20 protein-coding genes and 1 rRNA gene are annotated in these 20,086 nt (G+C 75.5%); 9 read left to right on the top strand and 12 right to left on the bottom strand.

All coding sequences use genetic code 11. The features are described 5' to 3' along the window. Positions 1–112 precede the first annotated feature (112 nt). From ACWCOM_RS03460 to ACWCOM_RS03435, 6 genes are all read right to left on the bottom strand, one after another. Complete coding sequence (locus ACWCOM_RS03460) at positions 113–562, bottom strand: hypothetical protein (protein ID WP_454547340.1); 450 nt, start codon at positions 560–562, stop codon at positions 113–115. A 404-nt stretch (positions 563–966) separates the two neighbouring features. Further along, positions 967–1,236 carry a hypothetical protein gene (locus ACWCOM_RS03455; protein WP_454547339.1) on the bottom strand — a complete coding sequence of 90 codons (270 nt, stop codon included), beginning with the start codon at positions 1,234–1,236 and terminating at the stop codon, positions 967–969. A gap of 36 nt (positions 1,237–1,272) precedes the next feature. Next, on the bottom strand, positions 1,273–2,976 hold the full coding sequence (locus tag ACWCOM_RS03450) for an ATP-binding cassette domain-containing protein (RefSeq protein ID WP_454547338.1): 1,704 nt from the start codon (positions 2,974–2,976) through the stop codon (positions 1,273–1,275). A 137-nt stretch (positions 2,977–3,113) separates the two neighbouring features. Continuing rightward, the gene (locus tag ACWCOM_RS03445; RefSeq protein WP_454547337.1) at positions 3,114–3,875 is read right to left on the bottom strand and encodes a Mut7-C RNAse domain-containing protein; all 762 of its coding nucleotides are present in this window, start codon (positions 3,873–3,875) and stop codon (positions 3,114–3,116) included. Between the two features lie 142 nt (positions 3,876–4,017). Further along, a complete protein-coding gene (locus tag ACWCOM_RS03440) occupies positions 4,018–4,692 on the bottom strand; it encodes a haloacid dehalogenase type II (protein WP_454547336.1) in 675 nt (224 codons plus the stop codon). 31 nt (positions 4,693–4,723) lie between these two features. Beyond that, complete coding sequence (locus ACWCOM_RS03435; protein ID WP_454547335.1) at positions 4,724–5,557, bottom strand: alpha/beta fold hydrolase; 834 nt, start codon at positions 5,555–5,557, stop codon at positions 4,724–4,726. A 126-nt stretch (positions 5,558–5,683) separates the two neighbouring features. Between ACWCOM_RS03435 and ACWCOM_RS03430 the strand changes: the two genes are divergently transcribed. Together ACWCOM_RS03430 and ACWCOM_RS03425 are read left to right on the top strand one after the other, a co-directional pair. Next, positions 5,684–6,478 carry a ferritin-like domain-containing protein gene (locus ACWCOM_RS03430; protein WP_454547334.1) on the top strand — a complete coding sequence of 265 codons (795 nt, stop codon included), beginning with the start codon at positions 5,684–5,686 and terminating at the stop codon, positions 6,476–6,478. After that, positions 6,475–7,302 (top strand): hypothetical protein, encoded by an 828-nt coding sequence (locus ACWCOM_RS03425; protein ID WP_454547333.1) that lies wholly within the window; start codon positions 6,475–6,477, stop codon positions 7,300–7,302. Before ACWCOM_RS03430 ends, ACWCOM_RS03425 begins: the two co-directional genes overlap by 4 nt. Here the strand turns inward: ACWCOM_RS03425 and ACWCOM_RS03420 are convergent. Next, positions 7,277–7,756: a GNAT family N-acetyltransferase gene (locus ACWCOM_RS03420; protein ID WP_454547332.1), complete on the bottom strand. Its 480-nt coding sequence runs from the start codon at positions 7,754–7,756 to the stop codon at positions 7,277–7,279. The two genes, ACWCOM_RS03425 and ACWCOM_RS03420, sit on opposite strands and share 26 nt — an antisense overlap. Positions 7,757–8,094: 338 nt before the next feature. Between ACWCOM_RS03420 and ACWCOM_RS03415 the strand changes: the two genes are divergently transcribed. From ACWCOM_RS03415 to ACWCOM_RS03405, 3 genes are all read left to right on the top strand, one after another. Continuing rightward, complete coding sequence (locus tag ACWCOM_RS03415; protein ID WP_454547331.1) at positions 8,095–9,147, top strand: helix-turn-helix transcriptional regulator; 1,053 nt, start codon at positions 8,095–8,097, stop codon at positions 9,145–9,147. A gap of 65 nt (positions 9,148–9,212) precedes the next feature. Further along, complete coding sequence (locus tag ACWCOM_RS03410) at positions 9,213–10,172, top strand: helix-turn-helix domain-containing protein (protein ID WP_454547330.1); 960 nt, start codon at positions 9,213–9,215, stop codon at positions 10,170–10,172. Positions 10,173–10,192: 20 nt separating this feature from the next. After that, positions 10,193–11,269: a helix-turn-helix transcriptional regulator gene (locus tag ACWCOM_RS03405; protein ID WP_454547329.1), complete on the top strand. Its 1,077-nt coding sequence runs from the start codon at positions 10,193–10,195 to the stop codon at positions 11,267–11,269. Here the strand turns inward: ACWCOM_RS03405 and ACWCOM_RS03400 are convergent. Both ACWCOM_RS03400 and ACWCOM_RS03395 read right to left on the bottom strand, forming a co-directional pair. Continuing rightward, a complete protein-coding gene (locus ACWCOM_RS03400) occupies positions 11,266–11,961 on the bottom strand; it encodes an SCO1664 family protein (protein ID WP_454547328.1) in 696 nt (231 codons plus the stop codon). The genes ACWCOM_RS03405 and ACWCOM_RS03400 overlap by 4 nt on opposite strands. A 10-nt stretch (positions 11,962–11,971) precedes the next feature. Further along, the gene (locus tag ACWCOM_RS03395; RefSeq protein ID WP_454547327.1) at positions 11,972–12,616 is read right to left on the bottom strand and encodes an MSMEG_4193 family putative phosphomutase; all 645 of its coding nucleotides are present in this window, start codon (positions 12,614–12,616) and stop codon (positions 11,972–11,974) included. A 124-nt stretch (positions 12,617–12,740) separates the two neighbouring features. Here ACWCOM_RS03395 and ACWCOM_RS03390 point away from each other — a divergent pair, with 124 nt between their 5' ends. Beyond that, positions 12,741–14,117 carry a sigma 54-interacting transcriptional regulator gene (locus tag ACWCOM_RS03390; RefSeq protein WP_454547509.1) on the top strand — a complete coding sequence of 459 codons (1,377 nt, stop codon included), beginning with the start codon at positions 12,741–12,743 and terminating at the stop codon, positions 14,115–14,117. 40 nt (positions 14,118–14,157) lie between these two features. Beyond that, positions 14,158–16,158: a vWA domain-containing protein gene (locus tag ACWCOM_RS03385; RefSeq protein WP_454547326.1), complete on the top strand. Its 2,001-nt coding sequence runs from the start codon at positions 14,158–14,160 to the stop codon at positions 16,156–16,158. Between the two features lie 136 nt (positions 16,159–16,294). Here ACWCOM_RS03385 and ACWCOM_RS03380 read toward each other — a convergent pair whose 3' ends face one another. Further along, positions 16,295–17,368 carry a DUF808 domain-containing protein gene (locus ACWCOM_RS03380; protein WP_454547325.1) on the bottom strand — a complete coding sequence of 358 codons (1,074 nt, stop codon included), beginning with the start codon at positions 17,366–17,368 and terminating at the stop codon, positions 16,295–16,297. A gap of 190 nt (positions 17,369–17,558) precedes the next feature. Between ACWCOM_RS03380 and ACWCOM_RS03375 the strand changes: the two genes are divergently transcribed. Further along, on the top strand, positions 17,559–18,152 hold the full coding sequence (locus tag ACWCOM_RS03375; RefSeq protein ID WP_454547324.1) for a TetR/AcrR family transcriptional regulator: 594 nt from the start codon (positions 17,559–17,561) through the stop codon (positions 18,150–18,152). Continuing rightward, the gene (locus ACWCOM_RS03370) at positions 18,149–19,228 is read left to right on the top strand and encodes a DMT family transporter (protein WP_454547323.1); all 1,080 of its coding nucleotides are present in this window, start codon (positions 18,149–18,151) and stop codon (positions 19,226–19,228) included. Before ACWCOM_RS03375 ends, ACWCOM_RS03370 begins: the two co-directional genes overlap by 4 nt. Before the next feature lie 29 nt (positions 19,229–19,257). Here the strand turns inward: ACWCOM_RS03370 and ACWCOM_RS03365 are convergent, their stop codons facing one another. Beyond that, positions 19,258–19,746, bottom strand: coding sequence for a GNAT family N-acetyltransferase (locus tag ACWCOM_RS03365; protein WP_454547322.1), 489 nt, complete (start codon positions 19,744–19,746; stop codon positions 19,258–19,260). Positions 19,747–20,011: 265 nt separating this feature from the next. Further along, positions 20,012–20,086: ribosomal RNA gene (rrf, locus tag ACWCOM_RS03360) — 5S ribosomal RNA — on the bottom strand; the annotation flags it as partial.

The raw sequence follows: 20,086 nt of genomic DNA, 5'->3' as shown, positions 1-20,086 counted from the left end.
GTAGGCCCAGGTCAGGGGGCTCCCGCCACGTGGCGGGAAGATGACGGACACGATTCGGACACGCCCCTGCCGGGAGGGCGTCCGCCCGGACGCGACGGGCGGGACGCGCGCCTCAGAAGGCGTCGTCGATGGGCACCGGGCGGCCCTGCCGGTCGCGGTAGTAGGCCCCGGCGTCGCCGATGTGGGCGGCGAGCGTGTCCTCGAACGCCTGGCCGGCCCGCTCGTCGTAGTGGTCCCCGGGGTGCCCGGCGGGCCGGTGGCAGCGCAGGACGTCGGAGTGGCTCTCCAGCCCGCAGGTCGTCCCGTCCGCCGCCGGGCGGGCCGGCGGCGCGGCAGGGTTCGACGCGGTGTCCCGCCCGAGCGCGGCGAGGGCCACGAGCAGCAGGGCCGTCGCGGTGACCAGCGGGACGACCGGCGCCACACGGGTGGTCGCGGCCAGGACCAGGGCCAGCCCGAGGAGCACCAGCAGGGCGAGCACGGCGGTCCGCTCGATGGCGCGGTCGGGCGCGCGGTGCCCGGCCCCGGGCACCTCGGGCAGTTCGGGAACGAGTGGCGTGGTCACGGCGGTCCTTTCGCGTCCGGCCCGTCCGCGGCGCACGACCGCCAGGGCGAGCGGCGCGGACCGACGAGCAGCCCCGGAGAGCGACCTCGACCGGAGTCCCCCCGGTCGCCCGCGCCGGGGACGGCACCATCCTCACCCGGCGAGGGGGCCGGCCGGAACCGTGCGCCCGTCCGTGACCTGCCCCGCCGGGGCACCGACGACCGTGACCGCCCGCCGGTGCCGTGGCGGGACGGGCCCGTGACCCCGCTCTGACGTGGGGCGCAATTGCGTGCCGGCGGATCGGCCGCGTCCCCGGCAGTCTGCCGCCCGGCCCTGCCCCCTCTTGTGGGGCTGGACCGGGCGGCAGCGGATCAGGACGGGTGCGGCGGAGCCCCGCCCGGATGGAACAGGGCAGGAGCGGGGGGTCAGTTCCCGCCCCGGCCCTCCTCCTCCTCGCCGTCCTCGTAGGGCAGCTCGCCCCCCGTGGCGTTCTCCTCCTCCGGCGCGCTCTCCTCCTCACCGATGGTCGCCCCGGGGGCGGCGGTCTCCTCGGTCCCGGTGGTGGCCTCCTGCTCCACGCCCTCCTCACCGCCCGACTCCGTGTTGTCGCACCCGGTGACGCCCAGCGCCGCGACGGGCAGGGTCGCGATCACCAGCACCTTCCGCCACCAGTTCCTGTCCACTGCTGCGGCCATGGTTCCTCCTCCGTGGGTTGTCGACGGACCTCAACACTAAGCCAGCTTCCGAATGCCCTCAAGGGCCGTCCTCCGCCGGGGCGGCGTCGCGCCCGCCCCGGCCGGCGGCACCGAGAGCACCCGGCCGGTCCAGCGCCGCCGGATCCACCGGTCGTGGGTGGCCAGCACCACGGTCCCCGCGAAGTCCTCCAGGGCCTGCTCGAGCTCTCCCGCCAGGGCCAGGGACAGGTGGTTGGTCGGCTCGTCCAGCAGCAGCAGCGGGGCGGGCTCGGCGACCAGGACCGCGAGCGCCACCCGGCGGCGCTGGCCCGGGGACAGCTCCCCGAGGGGGCGGGCGGCGTCCTCGTCGCGCAGCAGCCCGAGCTCCCGCAGCGTCGGCGCACGGTCGGCGTCCCGCAGCCGGGCGCGGTAGGCCGCCCCGGCGGCCACGGCGAGGTCCGGCCAGTCGTCCTCCTGGGCCAGGCGTCCCACGACGGCGCCGCCCCGGCGTTCCACGCGGCCCGCGTCGGGCCGCAGCTCACCCGCCAGCAGGGAGAGCAGCGTGGACTTCCCCGTGCCGTTCGGGCCCTCGACCAGCAGCCGGTCCCCGGCGTGCAGCACGAGGTCGGTCGGGGCCAGCCGCCCGGAGACGGCCGCTCCGTGCAGCCGGAGCAGGGGACCGCCGGCGTCGTCGTCCGCGGCCCCGGGGATCCCGGCGAAGCGCAGCGGGGCCGGCGGGGCGCCGACGACGGTGCGCTCGAGCGCGTCGAGCCGTTGGCGGGCCGCGCGGACCCGTCCGCCGACGGTCTTGGCGGCGCGGTCGCTGTAGAACTTGCGCGTGATGCGGCCCTCGGACTTCGGGGCCGTGGTGTGGAAGATCTCCCGCCCGGAGACGTCGACGACCTGCTGCAGCCGCTGCCGCTCCTCCTGCTGGGCGGCGAAGCGCTCGCCCCAGCGGCGGCGGGCGGCCTCGCGCCGGTCGAGGTGGGCCGAGTAGCCGCCGCCGGACACGGTGCCCTGCCGGGCCGGGCCGCCGGCGGACTCGTCCGGGCCGAGCGCCGGGTCGAGGTCGACCACCCCGGTGGCGGCGGCGTCCAGGAACCAGCGGTCGTGGCTGGCCATGAGCACGGGTGCCCGCCGGGCGGCCAGCTCGGCCACGAGGAAGTCCACGGCCGCGTCGTCGAGGTGGTTGGTGGGCTCGTCGAGCAGCAGGGCCGCGGGCCGGGACAGCAGCAGCGCGGCGAGGGCGAGCCGCCGGCGCTGACCGCCGGAGACCTCCGCGATCCGGCGGTCCCGGGGCAGCCCGCCGAGGCCCAGCCCGCCGAGGACCGCCTCGATCCGGGCGTCGAGGGCCCACAGGCCCTGGCGTTCGGCGTCGCGCAGGACGGTGTCGTAGGCGTCCGCGGTCGCCGGGTCGTCGGGGGCCCGGGCGATGCCGGCGGCGAGCGCGGCGAGGCGGTGCTCCAGGGCGCGGACGTCGGCGACGGCGCCCTCCACCACCTCCCCCACCGTGGCCCGGGCGGGCAGGTCCAGCTGCTGCCGGAGCAGTCCGGTGCCCTCGGGGCGGTGGACGGTGCCGGTGGTGGGCACCAGCAGCCCGGCGGCCAGATGCAGCAGGGTCGTCTTGCCGGCACCGTTCTCGCCGATGAGGCCGATGCGCGCACCGGCCGGGACGGTCAGCGAGACGTCCGTGAGGACGCGGCGGCCGGGAAAGCCGAAGCCGACGCCGTCCAGGCGCAGGTGCAGGGGGGTCGAGGTCATCACGGGGTCCTGTCGATGCGGGAGCGGGGCCCGCCGGGCCGGTGCGGCACCGGGTGCGCGGAGCCGCACGGGCTCGGGGCGACGGTGCCGGCCGCGGGCGCGGGCCGGGGCATCAGGACAGGAACATGGCCCCCAAGCTACGCCGGGGGCCGCCGCGCGGCAAGGGCGCGGGCGACGACCGCGTCCAGGCGGTCGGCGTGGGCCCCGCGCCAGTAGGCCTGCCCGCAGCCGGTGCAGCGGGAGAAGGACCGGTACGCCCGCCGGGTGCGGGGCATCAGCTGCTCGGCCACGTCCTCCGCGTTCGCCTCCTCCAGCGGGGCGCCGCAGCGCAGGCAGCGGGTCCACGGCGCCAGGGGCGGGTCGAAGCGGTCGAGGACGTCGGCCAGCTGCTCGTCGGCCCGCTCCCCGCGCACCAGGGCGCCCTCGGGCAGGGCCCCGCGGTGGAGCAGACCGCGGTCCCGGGTGAGCAGCACCCGCTCCTCCCGGGCGGCGCGCTCCACGAGGTGGGGGTCGTCGGCGTCGGCCTCCCAGGCGGCGTCGAGGCCCAGCAGGCGCAGGCGGCGGGCCAGGGGCCGCAGGTGGACGTCGAGCAGGAAGCGCGGCGGACGGTGCCGGGTGGGCTGGGGCCTCGGCCGGGCGCCGACGGCGAGCACGGGCCCGCTCCCGGGGCCACCGGCCCCCGGCGGCCCGGGGTCCGCGGCGGTGGGCCGGGTCGCCAGGTCGACCTCCCGGCCGTCGAGGCGGACCGTGCCGACCTCGGTCGGCGGGATGCCGACCATGCGCACCACGTGGCCGACCGTGTCCGTGCCCGGCACCTCGAGCGGGAAGCGGGGACCGCGGCGGCGCGGGGGCAGCAGGAACCGGAGCGCGGGGTCGACCTCCAGCACGATGTGGGCCACCGCTCCAGGATGCCGCACCGGCCGGTGCGGCGTCTTCCCGGCCGCCTGCGACGCCCCGGACCGGAGCCGCCGGACTGGAGCCGCCGGACCGGCCGCGCCGGCCGGCGTGGCCGGGCGCGTCGTCGGCCGGCCGCGCCGCGGATCAGGCCGGGACGCCGCCCAGCTGCGCCGCCAGGGACGGCAGGTCGGCCGCCTCGAGGTCCGGCCGGGCGAAGTAGCCGGGGTACTGGGCTCCCGTGCGGTTGAGCCACGCCGTCCGCAGCCCCGCCTCGTGCGCCCCGTGGACGTCCCACGGGTGCACGGCCACCAGCAGCATCTGCCCGGCGGGTCGGCCGCACTGCGCCGCGGCGTAGGCGTAGGCGGATCGGGCCGGCTTCCAGGCCGGGGCGTCGTCGACGCTGAGCAGGGCGCGGAACCGCTCCCGGACCCCGGCGCGGCCCAGCAGGCCCTCGGCCACGCCCGCCGAACCGTTGCTCAGCGTGACCAGCTCGGCCAGCGGGCTCAGGGCCTCGATCCCGGCGACGACGTCGGGGTGCACCTCCAGGCTCCTGAGCGCGGACATGATCGAGCCCGCGGCGCCCTCGTCCGCCCCGTCGCCGGTCTCCGCGAGCAGGCGCACGAGGCTGTCCTGGGCGATCTCGGCGAAGGCCGCGTTGCCGCCGGCGGCCGTGACGGCGAAGCCGTCGCGGAGGATGCCGGCGAACCAGACCCGCGCCAGGTGCGCGGGGGCGCCGGCCGCGGCGAAGGCCTCCCCCAGCGGGGCCATGTCGGACAGGGTCTCGTTGACGTCGAACACGATCGTCCGGGGACTGCTCACCACGTATCCACCTCACGGTTGTCGTTGCTGTTCACGGGCCCGTATCCCCTCCGGTGAGGTGCTCCAGGATCGCCGCGGCGACCGCGGCCGGGGAGTCCTCGGTGGGGATGTGCTTGCCGTCCACCTCCACCAGGTCCGCCCCCGGGATGTTCTCGACGTAGCGGCGTGCGAAGCCGATCCTCTGGAAGTCGTCGTCGCGGCCCCACACCAGCCGGGTGGGCAGGGCCGCCTCCTGCAGGGCCGGCACCAGCTCCAGCGTGTACCGCGGGTCCGCCGCGGCCGCCAGCGCCGTCCAGGACCTCACCCGGACCGCATCCCGCCAGGGCGCCAGGTACTCGGCCAGCTCCTCCTCCCCCAGCTCCCGGGCCACGCTGCCGCGGGTGGAGGCCTCCCGGGCCGCCAGCAGCTCCTCCACGGTGGTGGCCGCCCGCACCTGCGGGTCCCGGAACCGCTCGACCGCAGGCACCGGCCAGGAGTCGAACATCACGGAGTTCATCAGCACCAGCTTCCGCACCCTCCCGCTGGTGGCGGCCACGTGCTGGGCGATCCCGCCGCCGATGTCGTGGCCGGCCAGGTCGAACTCCTCCAGCCCCAGTGCGTCGGCGGCGGCCAGCACCGTGTCGGCCAGGGCCGGCACGGTGGCGTGCGCCACGTCGAGCTCCCCGCCGCTGGCGCCGAAGCCGGGCAGGTCCAGGGCCAGGCACCGGGCGGCCTCCCCCAGGGCCGGCAGCACCGGCTGCCACACCCGGCTCCAGAAGGTGCCGTGCAGCAGCATCAGGGGCCGGGCCTGCTGATCCCCGGAGGCGAGGTAGGACAGCGGCGCGCCGCCCACCTCGACCCGGTGCCGTGCCGTGCGTCCTGCCATGGGTGCGTCTCCTGTCTCGTGGGCGGCGCGGCCGGCCGGGAGCCGGGGTTCCGGCCACCCATCCACGGCGCCACCGGCTCCGAATACTTCCACGAGACCGCCACCACGACCAGAGGAAGTGACGTCATGGCCTTCGACATCGACCGTTTCGCCGAGGAGTCCACCAGCGTGGGCTGGGAGGACCTCGGGCTCGAGGCGTTCCGCACGGACCCGCTGCCCCCGCAGACCCTGCGCACCCTGCGCTACATGTGTGACGTGGAGTTCCACACCGTGTGCTACCTGCGCGACATGCTCGTCAGCCCCTCCCGCCGGGACCCCGAGGTCAGCGCCTTCATGACCATCTGGAACCACGAGGAGTTCTGGCACGGCGAGGCCCTCGCCCACGTCCTGGACCTGCACGGGATCACCGTGACCTTCGACGAGGTCAAGGCCAAGCGCGTGAAACTGGGCTGGCGGGACCGGATCAGCCCGGTGAAGCAGTCGCTGCTGTCCAACATCGTGGGCACCGACTTCGTGGCCGTGCACATGCTCTGGGGCGCGGTGAACGAGCGCTCGGCCGCGGCCGCCTACCGGCGCCTGGCCGCCCTGGAGGACCACCCCGTGCTCGCCCCGCTGGTGCGGCGCATCGCCGCCCAGGAGACCAAGCACATCGCCTTCTACACCACCCAGGCCCGCGCCCGGCTGCAGGACAACCCCAGGGCGCAGAAGCTGGCGCGCCTGGCACTGCGCACCGCGTGGCAGCCGGTCGGCTCCGGCGTCTCGCCCGAGGAGGAGGTCACCCACGTGATGACCCATCTCTTCGCCGGCCCCGAGGGGCGCAGGGAGATCGAGGCCATCGACCGGCAGATCGCCAAGCTGCCCGGGATGGAGGGACTGACCGTGGTCGCCGACGCACTGGACGCCCGGGGCGTGCGCGCATGAGCGCCCCGGCCGGTTTCGACGTGCGCGCCTACATGGCCGACCCGCTCCCGGTGCGCCCCGCCGACCTGGACCTGCCCGCCCTCACCGGCCTGGACCCGGCCGCCCTGGAGGCGCTCGCTACCCTGGAGGCCGCCGAGCGGGCCCTGCTGCACCGGCTGCGGGACTTCCTGGTGACCCCCACCCACGCCCAGTCCCGGGTGACCGCCTTCCTCACCACCTGGGCCTACGAGCAGCACTGGCTCGTCCGGACCCTCGGGGCGGTGCTGACCGCCAACGGCCGGGCACCCGGGCAGGACCCGGTCACCGCCCTCGGGCGCCTGCGCCGGGTCCGCGACGAGCGCCTGGGCCCGCTGCTCGGGGCGGTCACCAGCAACCTCCTGGGCGCCGAGACCACCGCCGCCCAGATGCTCACCAGTGGCCTCGACACCGCCGTGCTCGCCGAGTCCTACCGCCGGCTGGGAGCGGCCCAGCCGCGGCTGGCCGCCACCACCGGGGCCGCCGTGCAGGTCAAGGAACGCCACCTGGCCTTCTTCACCGCCGAGGCACGGACCCGGCTCGCCGCCGGCCCGGGCGCCCGTCGGCTGGGCCGGATCGCGGTGTCCCGCTGGCAGTGGCCCGGCACCCGCTACACCGCCGGCAGAGCCCGGGCCCACCCGGCCGCGGACCCGCAGGTCCGCGCCGTCCTGCAGGAGGTCGGCCTGGCGCCGGGGGCGGCGCGGCGTCCGACCGGCTTCCGGTCGGTGCGCACCACGCCCAGCCGCGGCGGACGCCGCGGAGTGCTCCTCCGCGGGCGGGCCCTCACGGGCGGGCGCCGAGCACCTTGACGAAGGGCGAGGCGTCGTCGCGGGCATAGCCGTGGCGGTGCCAGAACCCGCGCAGGTCCTCGTGACGGCGGGAGGGGATGACGATCTCCAGGGTGTGCGCCCCCATCCCCCGGGCCAGCTCCTCGCACCTGGCCAGCAAGCCGGACCCGATCCGCTCGTCCCGGTGCTCCTCGTCCACGGCCAGCGCCGTGACGCTCGCGCGCACCGCGCCCCCGGGAGCCTGCCGCGGGGACAGGTAGACGTGGGCGGCCCCGACCAGGAGGTCCTGGAGCGTGGCGACCACGTGCGCCTCGGTCCCGGGCTCGGCCCGGAGGCGCGTGCGGATCCACTCCGGGTTCAGGCAGTACCCCACCTGGTCGGCGAGGTCCATGAGCAGGAACATGTCGGAGACCCGGGCCGGGCGCAGGACGATCGGTGCCGCCCGGTCCGCGCCGGCAGGCTGTGTGATGGTCAAGACGCCCTCCTCACTCTCGTGCAGAGCCCCGGGGCGACCACCGTCCCGGACTCGCCGGGACGGTCCGGCCGCAAGATGTCGAATCGTGACGGTGCGTCGGACGTACCGTGGTTCGAAAAACGCAATGCGTCTTGACAAGGGTAGAGCGTGACACCCCGGCTGACCAGAGGTCGGGGGCCGCGCGCCGGAACACCGTCCCGCGGCGCGGGGGCCCCGGTGTCTACACTGAGCAGAGCACCGGTGCCCGGACCCGGGCTGCAGCGCGTAGCACGGGGTCGTTCCGCACCGGCAGGTCAAGCAGACGGCCGGAGCGTTCGCCGCACCCCAAGGACTTCCCCATGCCCCCTCCCGTCCCCGGCGCACCGTCGTCGATCCCGGCGGAGGCCCCCTCCCCCCACGCGTCCGGCCGGGCACCCCGTGCGGACGAGGTGGAGCAGCGGCGACCGGCCGTGCGCAAGCTCCGGTTCGTCTCCCACGACCCCTCGGAGGGCGTCGAGGTCCTTGAGCACGTCTACGCCGCCCGGGTCCGGGTGTCCCCGGACACCCCGTTCTCCATGGACCAGACCCTGGGGGCGGTGGAGCGGCTGAGCCTGGAACGGGTGCGCCTCAGCGGCGCGCCCGCCGCGGCGCTGATCGACGCCCCGGGCACCCTGCGCGTCGCACGGGTGCTGGGCGGCCGGCTCGCCTTCACGGACGACACGTCCACCGCGCCCGGACCCAGCCCGTTCCTCTTCCCGGTGCGCTCCTACACCTGCCGGTGGGACGAGGTGGACCTGCTGACCCTCTCCCTGGACCTGGCGGCCGTGGAGGCGCACGCGGCCGGCCTGCTGGACGCCGAGGACTTCCGCCTGCGCTTCACGGGCGCCGAAGCCGTCAGCCCGGCCATGGCCAAGTACCTGGCCGCGTCCGTGGCCGGGCTGGGGCAGTACCAGCTGGGCAACGAGCAGGCCATGGCCAGCCCGCTCGTGCGCGCCGAGACCTTCCGGGCCCTGGCCACCGCGGTGCTGCACGCGTTCCCCAGCAGCTTCCTCGAGCGCTCGGCCGCGCCCGAGCCGGAGCGTGCGGCGCCCGCCGGGGTGCGCCGGGCGGTGGCCTTCATGGAGGAGCACGCCGCCGAGGACATCGGACTGGGCGAGATCGCCCGCGCGGCCCGGATGAGCCCGCGGGGACTGCAGGCGGCCTTCCGCCGGGAGCTGTCCACCACGCCCCTGGCCCACCTGCGCAGGATGCGCCTCGAGGCGGTGCGCGCCGAGCTGCTGAGCACGGACCCCGGGACCGGCGCCACCGTGGCGGGCATCGCCGCCCGCTGGGGCTTCAGCCACCCCGGGCGCTTCGCCGCCGCCTACCGGGAGCGGTTCGGGCAGAACCCCGCCACGACCCTGCGCGACTGAGAGCGGGCCGGCTTCCCGGCGCGGAACGGTCGACGCCGGAGGCGCCGGGGCGTAGCGTTTCAGGCATGAACTGCCAGGTGCGGCGCTCTGTGTTCGCCACCCGGGACCCGGCGGAGGGCATCGCCGTGCTCGACGAGGTCTATGCCATCCGGGACGTGCGCCGGGACCGGGAGAGCCGGTTCTCGATGGACCTGGCCGCCACCGCGGTGGGCCCGGTGAGCTACGAGCGGGTCCGGCTGATGGGCTCCTCCACGACCGGGCGCACGGACGGCGCCGGGGTGCTGCGGGTGTGCCACGTGACGCAGGGCGCCGTGAGCGCCATCAGCGCCGGTGACCGCTTTCCGCGGACCGGGCCCTTCCTCTTCCCCCAGCGCACGTACGCCAGCTGGTGGGAGGACATCGAGGCCATGACGGTGGCCGTGGACCCCGCCGCGGCCGAGGCCCACGCGCGGGGCCTGCTGGGGGACGAGAACTTCCGGCTCGCGTTCACCGCGTCCCGCCCGGTCTCGGCGGCCATGTCCCGGTACTGGCTGGGCACCGTCGCCCATCTCGGGCGCAACCTGCTGGCCGACGACGAGGCGCTGGCCAGCCCGCTCCTGCGGGCCGAGCTCACCCGGTCCCTCACCACCGCGCTGCTGCACACCTTCCCCGGCTCGTTCCTGGACCGGAGCCACACCCTGCCCGGGCAGTCCCGCCCGGCTCCGGCCGGGCTCCGGCGCGCAGTGGCCTACATCGACGAGCACGTGGACGAGGACATCGGCCTCGCGGAGATCGCCGCGGCCGCCGGGATGAGCGTGCGCGGGCTCCAGGCGGCCTTCCGGCGCGAACTGGACACCACCCCGACCGCCCACCTGCGCGCGGCCCGGCTGGACGCCGCCCACCGGGACCTGGTCGCCGCCGACCCCGACAGCGGGGCGACCGTGGAGGCCGTCGCCACCCGGTGGGGCTTCACCCACCGCGGGCGCTTCGCCGCCGCCTACCGGGACCGGTACGGGCGCGCCCCGGCCGTCACGCTGCGCACCTGACCCCAGGAGAGGACCCGAGGATGACACCCGCCACACCGATGAGCCTGCACCTCGCGACCACCGATCCCGACGTGGCCAACGAGGCGCTCCAGCAGGTCTACACCCGTGCGCGGATGGCCACGGTCCAGGACCGGGGGTCCTTCCTGTACAGCCAGGACGTGGACGGGGACTCCGATCTCCACCTGGGCGCGCTCGTCTTCCGCGGCAGCGTCGCCGGGCACATGGTCGTCGAGGGGGCCTTCTCGGTCCTGCGGCCGCGCGCCGGAGGAGTCCGCTGGCGGATCGACGGGCAGGCCGGTGGCGGGCCTGGCCTGTTCCTGCTCCAGCCGGGCCAGGACTACTACGGCGAGGTGCACGAGCTGTCGGTCGCCTCGGTGAACCTGGGCCCGGACGCCCTGCGGCGCACGGCCCGGGACGCTCTCGGCGACGAGTCGCTCGAGGTGGCCTTCGACGGCCCGCACCCGGTCTCCCCGGCGCGCGAGCGGTACTGGCGCAGCACCCACGAGTTCGTGGAGCAGGCGCTGACCGACCCCGCCGTCGCGGCCGTCCCGCTGCTGCGTGCCGATCTGCTGCGGAGGATGTCGGTGGCGACCCTGGAGGCGTTCGCCCTCCTCGGCGAACCGCGCACCCGCCGGGCCTCGACCACCGACCTGCAGTCCGCCTACCGGCGTGCCGTGGAGTACATGCATGCACATCTCTCCTTGCCGATCACCGTGGAGGACGTCGCCCGCCACACGGGCCTGAGCACGGCCGAGCTCAGCACCGCCTTCCGCTCGCACGCCGGGACGACGCCGGGGGGCCGGCTCCGCGAGCTGCGGCTCACGGCGGCCCACGAGGACCTGCTGCAGGCGGACCCCGAGGCGGGCGGCACGGTCCGGTCCATCGCTCTGCGCTGGGGGATGGCGCACTCCGGGGACTTCGCCCGCCGCCACCGGCAGGCCTACGGCGAGAGCCCGGCCGAGACGCTGCGCCGTGCGGCGTCCCCGCCGCCCCGGCGCGGCGGTCCGAGCCGCCCCCCACCAGCACGGACCAGGAGTTCCGGGGGCAGGTCAGGAGCTCCGGCCCGGACCGGAACTCCGACGGAACCCGGGGCCTAGAGCAGGGGCCAGGGGACCCGGCGCCCCGTGACGTCGACCGGCAGGACCGGGCGCTCCAGCAGGCGGCACACCCGCTGCTGGAGCGCGGAGGCCTCCGGGGCGGTGAGCAGGTCGGCCAGCTCGTCGGGAACGGAGTCCGCCAGGGGTGCGAGGGCCGCCAGCAGGTCCCCGGGCACCGGGTCGCCGCCGAAGTCCCAGACGACCGTGCGCAGCTTGTAGCCGGCCGCGAAGCACAGGCCGTGGTCGATCCCCCACACCCGGCCGTCGGTCCCGCGCAGCACGTGCCCGCCCTTGCGGTCGGCGTTGTTCGCCACGACGTCGAAGAGCGCGATCCGGCGCAGCGCGTCGTGGCTGCCGGGGACGTCGTCGTACAGGGTGAAGTAGTGCGCCAGCGGGTCGTGCTCCACGAACAGCTGCAGGGAACCGACCCCGAACGGGCCGTCGTCGCGCACCACGGTGGGCGGGACGATCCCCCAGCCCAGGATCTCGCTGAGCAGGTACGCGGCGCGCTCCCGCCGGTGCAGGCCCGGGGCGAAGTCGACCAGCGGCCGCTCCCCCTCCCGGGGCTTGTAGACGGCCCAGGCGGAGCGGTCCTCCAGGCACACCTCCACGAGCAGCGCGGAGTTGCTGCTGCCCCGGATCATCCCGAGCAGCTCCATCCGCCCCTCCGCGAGGAGCACGAGCTCGCTCACCGGGACCTGCTCACGGGCTTCTCAGCCCGCTCAGCGGCTCGTGGGTGGAGTTCAGCGTGAGCACGGTAGGCGCCTGCCCCGGCGCGTAGGAGATGGCCGAGACCGAGCACGGGCTGACCACGATCCGCTGGAAGAGGTCCAGGTGCGTCCCGAGGGCATGCGCGAGGGCCGCCTTGATGGGGTCCGCGTGCGAGAAGCAGACCACCACCCCGCCCTCGTGCGCGGCACGGGCCCGGTCCACGGCGGCCACCATCCGGGCCTGCATCTCGGGGAAGCTCTCCCCGCCGGGGAAGCGGAAGGTCGACGGCGCGCGCTGGACGGCCGACCAGGCCGAGAGCCGGGACAGCCGGGAGAGCTCCGCCCCGGTCCACTCCCCGAAGTCGCACTCGAGCAGCCCGGGGTCCACGACGGCCGTGCGCCCGGTCCGGGCCTCGGTGGGCTGCGCCGTCTCCCGGGTGCGCTCGAGGGGGGACGTGAGCACCGCGTCCACGGGCACCCCCGCGAGCCGCTCGGCGACCTGCTCGGCCTGGGCGCGCCCGTGGTCGGACAGGTGCAGGCCGGGCGCCCGTCCCGGCAGGACCTTGCCGGTGGTGGGCGTCTCGCCGTGGCGCACGAGCAGGACGAGCGTGCTCCGGGGCCTCTTCCGCGTTGCCATGATGTACCAGCGTACCGATCGGGGCGGCGCTGACCAGAGGGTCCGCCGCCGAGGTCCCCGGCCCTCTTGACGCCGGGGATACTGTGGCGCTGTGACTGATCGGACTGATCGACCCGACATCCGGATGCTCGGCGAGCTGCGCGCGGCCGGGCACTCCCCCCGACCCCTGCGCCAGGAGATCCGCGAGAACCTGCTGAGGACGCTGGCGGAGGGCGGGGATCCCTGGCCGGGGCTGCACGGGCTCGGGCGCACGGTCCTGCCCCAGCTGGAGCGGGCGCTGCTGGCCGGCCACGACGTCGTGCTGCTCGGCGAGCGCGGCCAGGGCAAGACGCGGCTGCTGCGCACGCTCGCCGGCCTGCTCGACGAGTGGTCGCCCGCCATCGAGGGCTCGGAGCTCAACGAGCACCCGGAGGAGCCCCTGACGGAGGAGTCCCGGCGGCGCGTGCTGCTGGAGGGCGACGAGCTGCCCGTCGTGTGGCGGCACCGCTCGGAGCGCTACGTGGAGAAGCTCGCGACCCCGGACACGTCCGTGGCGGACCTGATCGGTGACGTGGACCCGATGCGCGTGGCCGAGGGGCGCCGGCTCGGGGACCCGGAGACCATCCACTACGGGCTCGTGCCGCGCGCCCACCGCGGCATCGTGGCGATCAACGAGCTGCCCGACCTTGCCGAGCGCATCCAGGTGGCCATGCTCAACGTGATGGAGGAGCGTGACATCCAGATCCGCGGGTACGTCCTGCGGCTGCCGCTGGACGTGCTGGTGGTGGCCACCGCCAACCCCGAGGACTACACGAACCGGGGCCGGATCATCACCCCGCTCAAGGACCGGTTCGGCGCCGAGATCCGCACCCACTACCCGCTCGAGCTGGCGGACGAGATCGCCGTCATCCGCCAGGAGGCCGAGCTGGTCGCGGAGGTCCCCGAGACGATCCTCGAGATCCTGGCCCGCTTCACCCGCCTGCTGCGGGACTCCTCCGCCGTCGACCAGCGCTCGGGGGTCTCGGCCCGGTTCGCCATCGCGGGCGCGGAGACGGTCGCGGCGGCGGCCCTGCGGCGGGCCACGGTGCGCCGCGAGGACGACGCCGTCGCCCGCATGGTCGACGTCGAGACGGCCACCGACGTCCTGGGCGGCAAGATCGAGTTCGAGTCCGGCGAGGAGGGCCGCGAGCGCGCGATCCTCGACCACCTGCTGCGCCGGGCGACCGCCGAGACCGTCCGGGGCCGCTTCCGCGGCCTGGACCTCGGCCCGGTCGTGGAGGCCTTCGACGGGCGCACCACGGTCTCCACCGGTGACGACGTCTCGGCCCGGGACTTCCTCGCCGCCCTGCCCGAGCTGCCGGAGTCCGACGGCGACGGCCCGGTCTACGAGCAGATCGCGGCCCGGCTCGGGGCCACCAGCGCCGGACAGCGCGCCAGCGCCATCGAGCTGGCCCTGGAAGGGCTGTTCCTGGCCCAAAAGATCTCCAAGGACTCCGACGAGGACGGCACCATCTACGGCTGAGCGCTCGCCGCGTCAGCGCCACGACACGTTAGGGGGCGTCATGCCCGCACACCACCGGTCATCGCGGTACGGACGGTTTGCCGGGGGGCCGGATCCGCTGGCCCCGCCGGTGGACCTCTCCGAGGCGCTGGCGGCCGTCTCGGAGGACGTCATGGCGGGGTACTCGCCGGAGGAGGCGATGCGGGAGTTCCTCCGCCGGGGCGGCCGCGGCCGGGAGGGCCTCGACGACCTGTCCCGGCGCGTGCACCAGCGGCGTCGCGACCTGCTGAAGCAGCACCGTCTGGGCGGCACGCTCGACGAGGCGAAGCAGCTGCTGGAGAAGGCCCTGCGCCTGGAGCGGGAGCAGTTCCTGCGCGACGCCCGGATGGACCCGATGGACCGGTCGTTCCGCGAGATGCAGCTGGACGGGCTGCCCCGCTCCACGGCCGCGGCGGTGAGCGAGCTCGCGGACTACGACTGGCAGTCCGACTCCGCGCGGGAGGCCTACGAGCAGATCAAGGACCTGCTCGGCCGCGAGATCCTGGACCAGCGCTTCGCCGGCATGAAGCAGGCGCTGGAGAACGCCACCGACGCCGACCGCGAGGCGGTGGCCGAGATGCTGCGCGACCTCAACGAGCTGCTGGAGAAGCACGGGCGCGGTGAGGACACCGACGAGGACTTCCAGGACTTCATGGCCAAGCACGGTCAGCACTTCCCGGAGGACCCGCAGTCGGTCGACGAGCTGATCGACGCCCTGGCCCAGCGCTCGGCGGCGGCCCAGCGGATGCTGAACTCCATGACCCCCGAGCAGCGCCAGGAGCTGATGCAGCTCTCGGCCCAGGCCTTCGGCTCCCCCGACCTCATGGCGCAGCTGGGCCAGCTCGACGCGAACCTGCAGGCGCTGCGCCCCGGCGAGGACTGGAGCGGGTCGGAGCGCTTCCAGGGCGGGGAGGGCCTGGGTCTCGGCGACGGCACCGGGGTGCTGCAGGACATCGCCGAGCTCGACGCGCTGGCCGACGAGCTGTCCCAGCACCACGAGGGCGCGAACCTGGACGACCTCGACCTCGACGCGCTGGCCCGCCAGCTCGGCGACGACGCCGCGGTCTCCGCGCGGACCCTCGCCGAGCTGGAGCGGGCGATGCGGGAGAGCGGCTACCTGCAGCGGGACCAGGACGGGGACCTGCGCCTGTCCCCGCGGGCCGTGCGGCGGCTGGGGAAGTCGCTGCTGCGGGACACCGCCCAGCGGCTCTCCGGCCGGCCCGGCGCCCGGGACACCCGGCTGGCCGGCGCGGCCGGGGAGCCGACCGGCGCCACCCGGGAGTGGCAGTTCGGGGACGCGGAGCCCTGGGACGTGACCCGCACCCTCACCAACGCCATCACCCGCACGGTCGCCGAGGGCGGCGACGCCGGGCGGGGACTGCGGATCGACGTCCGCGACATCGAGGTGGCCGAGACGGAGGCGCGGACCCAGGCCGCCGTCGCGCTGCTCGTGGACACGTCGTACTCGATGGCCGCCGAAGGGCGCTGGGTGCCGATGAAGCGCACCTCCCTGGCGCTGCACCACCTCGTCTCCACCCGCTTCCGCGGGGACCGGCTCCAGCTCATCGGGTTCGGCCGCTACGCCCGGGACCTGCGGATCGAGGAGCTCACGTCCCTGCCGCCCCGGCGGGAGCAGGGCACCAACCTGCACCACGGGCTGCTGCTCGCCACCCGCTTCTTCCGCAAGCACCCCTCCGCCCAGCCCGTGCTGCTCGTCGTCACCGACGGCGAGCCCACGGCCCACCTGCTGCCCGACGGCGAGAGCTGGTTCTCCTGGCCGGCCGAGCCCGCCACCCTGCGCGCCACCGTCCAGGAGCTGGACCGGCTGGGACGCCTGGGCGCCCAGACGACGTTCTTCCGGCTCGGCGACGACCCGGGGCTGGAGCGGTTCCTGCTGCGGATGGCCGAACGGGTGGACGGGCGCGTGGTCGCCCCGGACCCCGCGGACCTGGGCTCGGCCGTCCTGCAGGAGTACCTCGACGCCCGCGCGAAGGAGGCCGACGCCGCCGACCCGTGGGGGTAGGCGCACACCGGCACCGGGAGCACCGGACGTGCGGGCCGTGGACCGGCGGGGGCACCCCGCGGGACGGGGCCGCGCCGGTCCACGGTCACACCGTGACGTCCGGGGCGTTCGGGCCGCCCGTGGCGGGCGGCCGCGCTCACCGGACCGCCGAGGAACCCCCGTCACCCGGGGACGTGGGACCGGACCCGTCCGGGGCGGCGCTGCCGTCCGTGGTCCCCGAGGAGTGCCCGCCGTGGTCCCCGTGCGCTCCGGCAGCGTCGTGGTCGGCCTCGTGCTTGCCCTTGCCGAAGGGGAGCAGCTCCCATACCAGCACCAGGACGGCGCCCCAGACGAGGCCGAGGACCGCGGAGAAGAAGGTGTTCGTGAGCCAGGCCAGCGCCGCGCCGAGACCACCGGGAACGGCGTCGTGCACCAGCGTCTCGACGTGGTGCACGACCTCGTAGGGCGGGTGCCAGCCGAGCTCGTCGACGCCGACGAGCACGATGTGCCCGCCCACCCAGAGCATGGCGGCGGTGCCCACGACCGAGATCACCGCGAGCAGCGCGGGCATGCCCTTCACCAGGCCGTGCCCGATCTTCTGGCCGGCCGGGGAGGACCGCCCGGCCAGGTGCAGGCCGAAGTCGTCCATCCGGATGATCAGGGCCACCACGCCGTAGACCAGGACGGTGATGCCGATGGCGACCACCACCAGGATCGCCGCGCGGGAGAGCAGCGGTTCGCCGGCGACCTCGTTGAGGGAGATCACCATGATCTCGGCGGAGAGGATCAGGTCGGTGCGCACCGCGCCGCCGACCATCGTGTCCTCCGCGCTCTTGCCCTTCTCGACCACGGGCGCCTTGGTCTTGGCCCCGTGGCCGGAGACCTTGGCCCAGATCTTCTCCGCGCCCTCGAAGCACAGGTAGCTGCCGCCGAGCATGAGGATCGGGGTCAGCAGCCACGGCGCGAACTGGCTCAGCAGCAGGATGACCGGGAGGATGAAGACCAGCTTGTTGCGCAGGGAGCCCTTGGTGATGCGCCAGATGATGGGCAGCTCGCGCGCCGGGGAGACGTCCTGGACGTACTGCGGGGTCACGGCGGTGTCGTCGACGACGACGCCGGCCGCCTTCATGCTCGCCCGGCCCGCGGCCGCGCCGATGTCGTCCACGGAGGCGGCGGTGACGCGGGCCAGGGCGGCGACGTCGTCCAGCAGGGCCATCAGACCGCCGCTCATCGGAGGACCTCCGGCGCGGTCTCGGCAGGGGCGGTCGGAGCCGCAGTGGTGATCAGCATGTTGACAGAGTAGGTCCTCCGGCGCCCGGATGCTTCCCCGGATGCCTCCGGCGCCGGCACGAATCGCGGAGGGTCCTTCCCCACACCCTCAATAGGTAGACTGGTCTACCCATCACTCGGGAGGTCGTTCCATGAGCACGGACCAGCACGCTGTCGGCCGTCGTCGAGGGTCCGCGCGGTCGCGGATCCTGGAGGCCGCCGCCCAGCGCTTCTACGCCGACGGCATCGCGGCCACCGGCATCGACGCGATCACCGCGTCGGCGGGGGTGGCCAAGATGAGCCTGTACAACAACTTCGCCTCCAAGGCGGCCCTGGTCGAGGCCTACGTCGAGGCCCGCCACGAGGAGTGGCTCCGGCTGTACCGGGCCCGCGTGCAGGACACCAGCACCCCGCAGGAGCGCGTGCTGGCGGTCTTCGACGCCTACGCCGACCACGCGGCGGCGGCCCTCGAGCGCGGGTTCCGCGGTTGCGGGCTGCTCAACGCCGCGGCCGAGCTGCCCGTCACGGACCCGGCCCGGGCCGCCGTGCGCCGCCACAAGGAGGAGGTCGAGCAACTCCTGCTCGACCCGCTGGAGGAACTGACCGACCCGGCCACCGCGCACGGGCTGGCGGAGCATCTGAGCTTCCTGCTGGAGGGGTCCATGGCCCGCGCCGGGCTCGAGGGCGAGCCGGCCCGTCTCCTGCGCGCCCGCGCGATCGCCGCCGACCTGCTGGCCGCCCGGTGAGGGGCCGGGCCGGCGGCATCGCCGCGATCCTGGTGACCTCGGTCCTGTGGGGGACGACCGGGACCGCCGCGACCTTCGCCAACGCGGCCGGACCCCTGGCCATCGGCGCCGCGGCCCTGGGCGTCGGAGGACTCCTGCAGGCCGCCATCGCCCTGCCCGCCCTGCGCCGCGCACGGCACGCCCTGCGGGCGCACGCGGGACTGGTGGCCCTCGGAGCCGCCGCCGTGGCGATCTATCCCCTGGCGTTCTACAGCTCGATGCGCCTGGGCGGGGTCGCGATCGGCACGGTCGTCTCCCTGGCCTCCGCACCCCTGGCCTCCGGCGTCCTGGAACGGGTGGTCGAACGCCTCCCCCTGAGCCGGTGGTGGAAGCTGGCCGCCTTCCTGGGCATCCTCGGCAGCGGCCTGCTCTGCCTGGCCCGGGCCGGGGACTCGGCGGCCTCGGCCCCGGCCACCGCGGCGAGCATCGGACTCGGCCTCGTGGCCGGCACCACCTATGCGCTCTACTCCTGGGTGGTGCACCGCCTCATGGGCCACGCGGTGGGCCGTGCGGCGTCGATGGGCGCGGTGTTCGGCGTCGGCGGGGCGCTCCTGATGCCCGTCCTGCTGCTCACCGGCGCGCCCCTGCTCCAGTCGGCGCAGGCGCTCACGGCCGCGGCCTACACGGCCCTGGTGCCGATGTTCCTGGGCTACTTCCTCTTCGGCCTCGGCCTCGCCCGGGTGCGCCCGAGCACCGCGACCACCCTCACCCTCACCGAACCGGCCGTCGCCGCCGTGCTGGCCGTGCTCGTGGTGGGTGAGCGCCTGACGGGTCTCGGCTGGACCGGGCTGGCCGTCATCGGCGTCGCGCTGGTCGTCCTGGCTCTCGCCCCGGCCAATGTCGGGACCGGCCCCGGCAGCCTCCACCCCCGTGCCGGGAGCTCCGGCACGGACGGGCCCGCCACCGCCTCGGACCGTGCCGTTGCGGGCCGTGGCGCCCTCTCCGGCGGCCTCCTGCCGGGTGCCGTGCGGACGGAGGTCCACGGACCCGCGCCGGACAGCCGGCCCGCCGACAACCTCGCCGGGCCGGCGAGGTGAACCTGCGGCGCCCCTGACCCGGGAGAGCGTCACAGGGCGCGCGGACGCGCCATCTCGAGCGCGCGCCAGGTCCGCTCGCCCACCCTGGTGTCGCGCACCGCGCCGGTCTCGCGGAAGCCCAGGCTGCCGTAGAGCCGCCGCGCGGCCGCGTTGTGGGCGTAGACGCCGAGCGTCAGCACCGGCAGAGCCGAGATCCGGAAGGCCTCCGCGACCGCAGCCGTCACGAACCGACGGCCCAGCCCCTCCCCCCGGAGGGCGGGGTCGACGACGACGCACCCCAGCCGCATCCTGCCGGCCACCTCGTCCACCAGCAGGGAGCCGTGCCCGGCCATCCGCTCCCCCGGTCCCGCGGATCCGGACCAGCAGCGCCGGCGCCCCTCGGACCGATAGGCCTCGAGCTGCGCGCGGTCCAGCGGCCAGGCGAACGTCCGGCCCGACCAGAGGACCATGTCCGGTTCGGTGGGCACCCAGGCGCGGAGGACCTCGAGGTCGTCGGGGGTGGTCGGGCGCAGGTGCATGCGCTCATGCTAGGCCGATCGGGGATCCTCCTCCCGCCCCTCGGGCGCACGCGCCGCAGGGCCCGTCCCGGCGAAGGACTTAGTTCGGGGTGGATCCTGCCGCGCCCCGGTGCGTCCGGGCCGCTGCGGCATGAGAACAGGCCCCGCACCGGTGGGGTGGGGGCCTGAGGGGTGTCGGCTCGCGGGTGGGTGCCGGGCCCGTGTGTGGTGGTTGATGTGGGGAGCCCCCGCACGTGGTGTGCGGGGGCTCGACCCTTGTGGTGTGGTCCGGCGGTGTCCTACTCTCCCACACCCTGGCGGGTGCAGTACCATCGGCGCTGTGGGTCTTAGCTTCCGGGTT

The sequence above is a fragment of the Kocuria sp. KH4 genome (assembly GCF_053711175.1).
The sequence above is the reverse complement of the archived record's forward strand: the minus strand, read 5'-3'. Positions and strand labels throughout refer to the sequence as shown.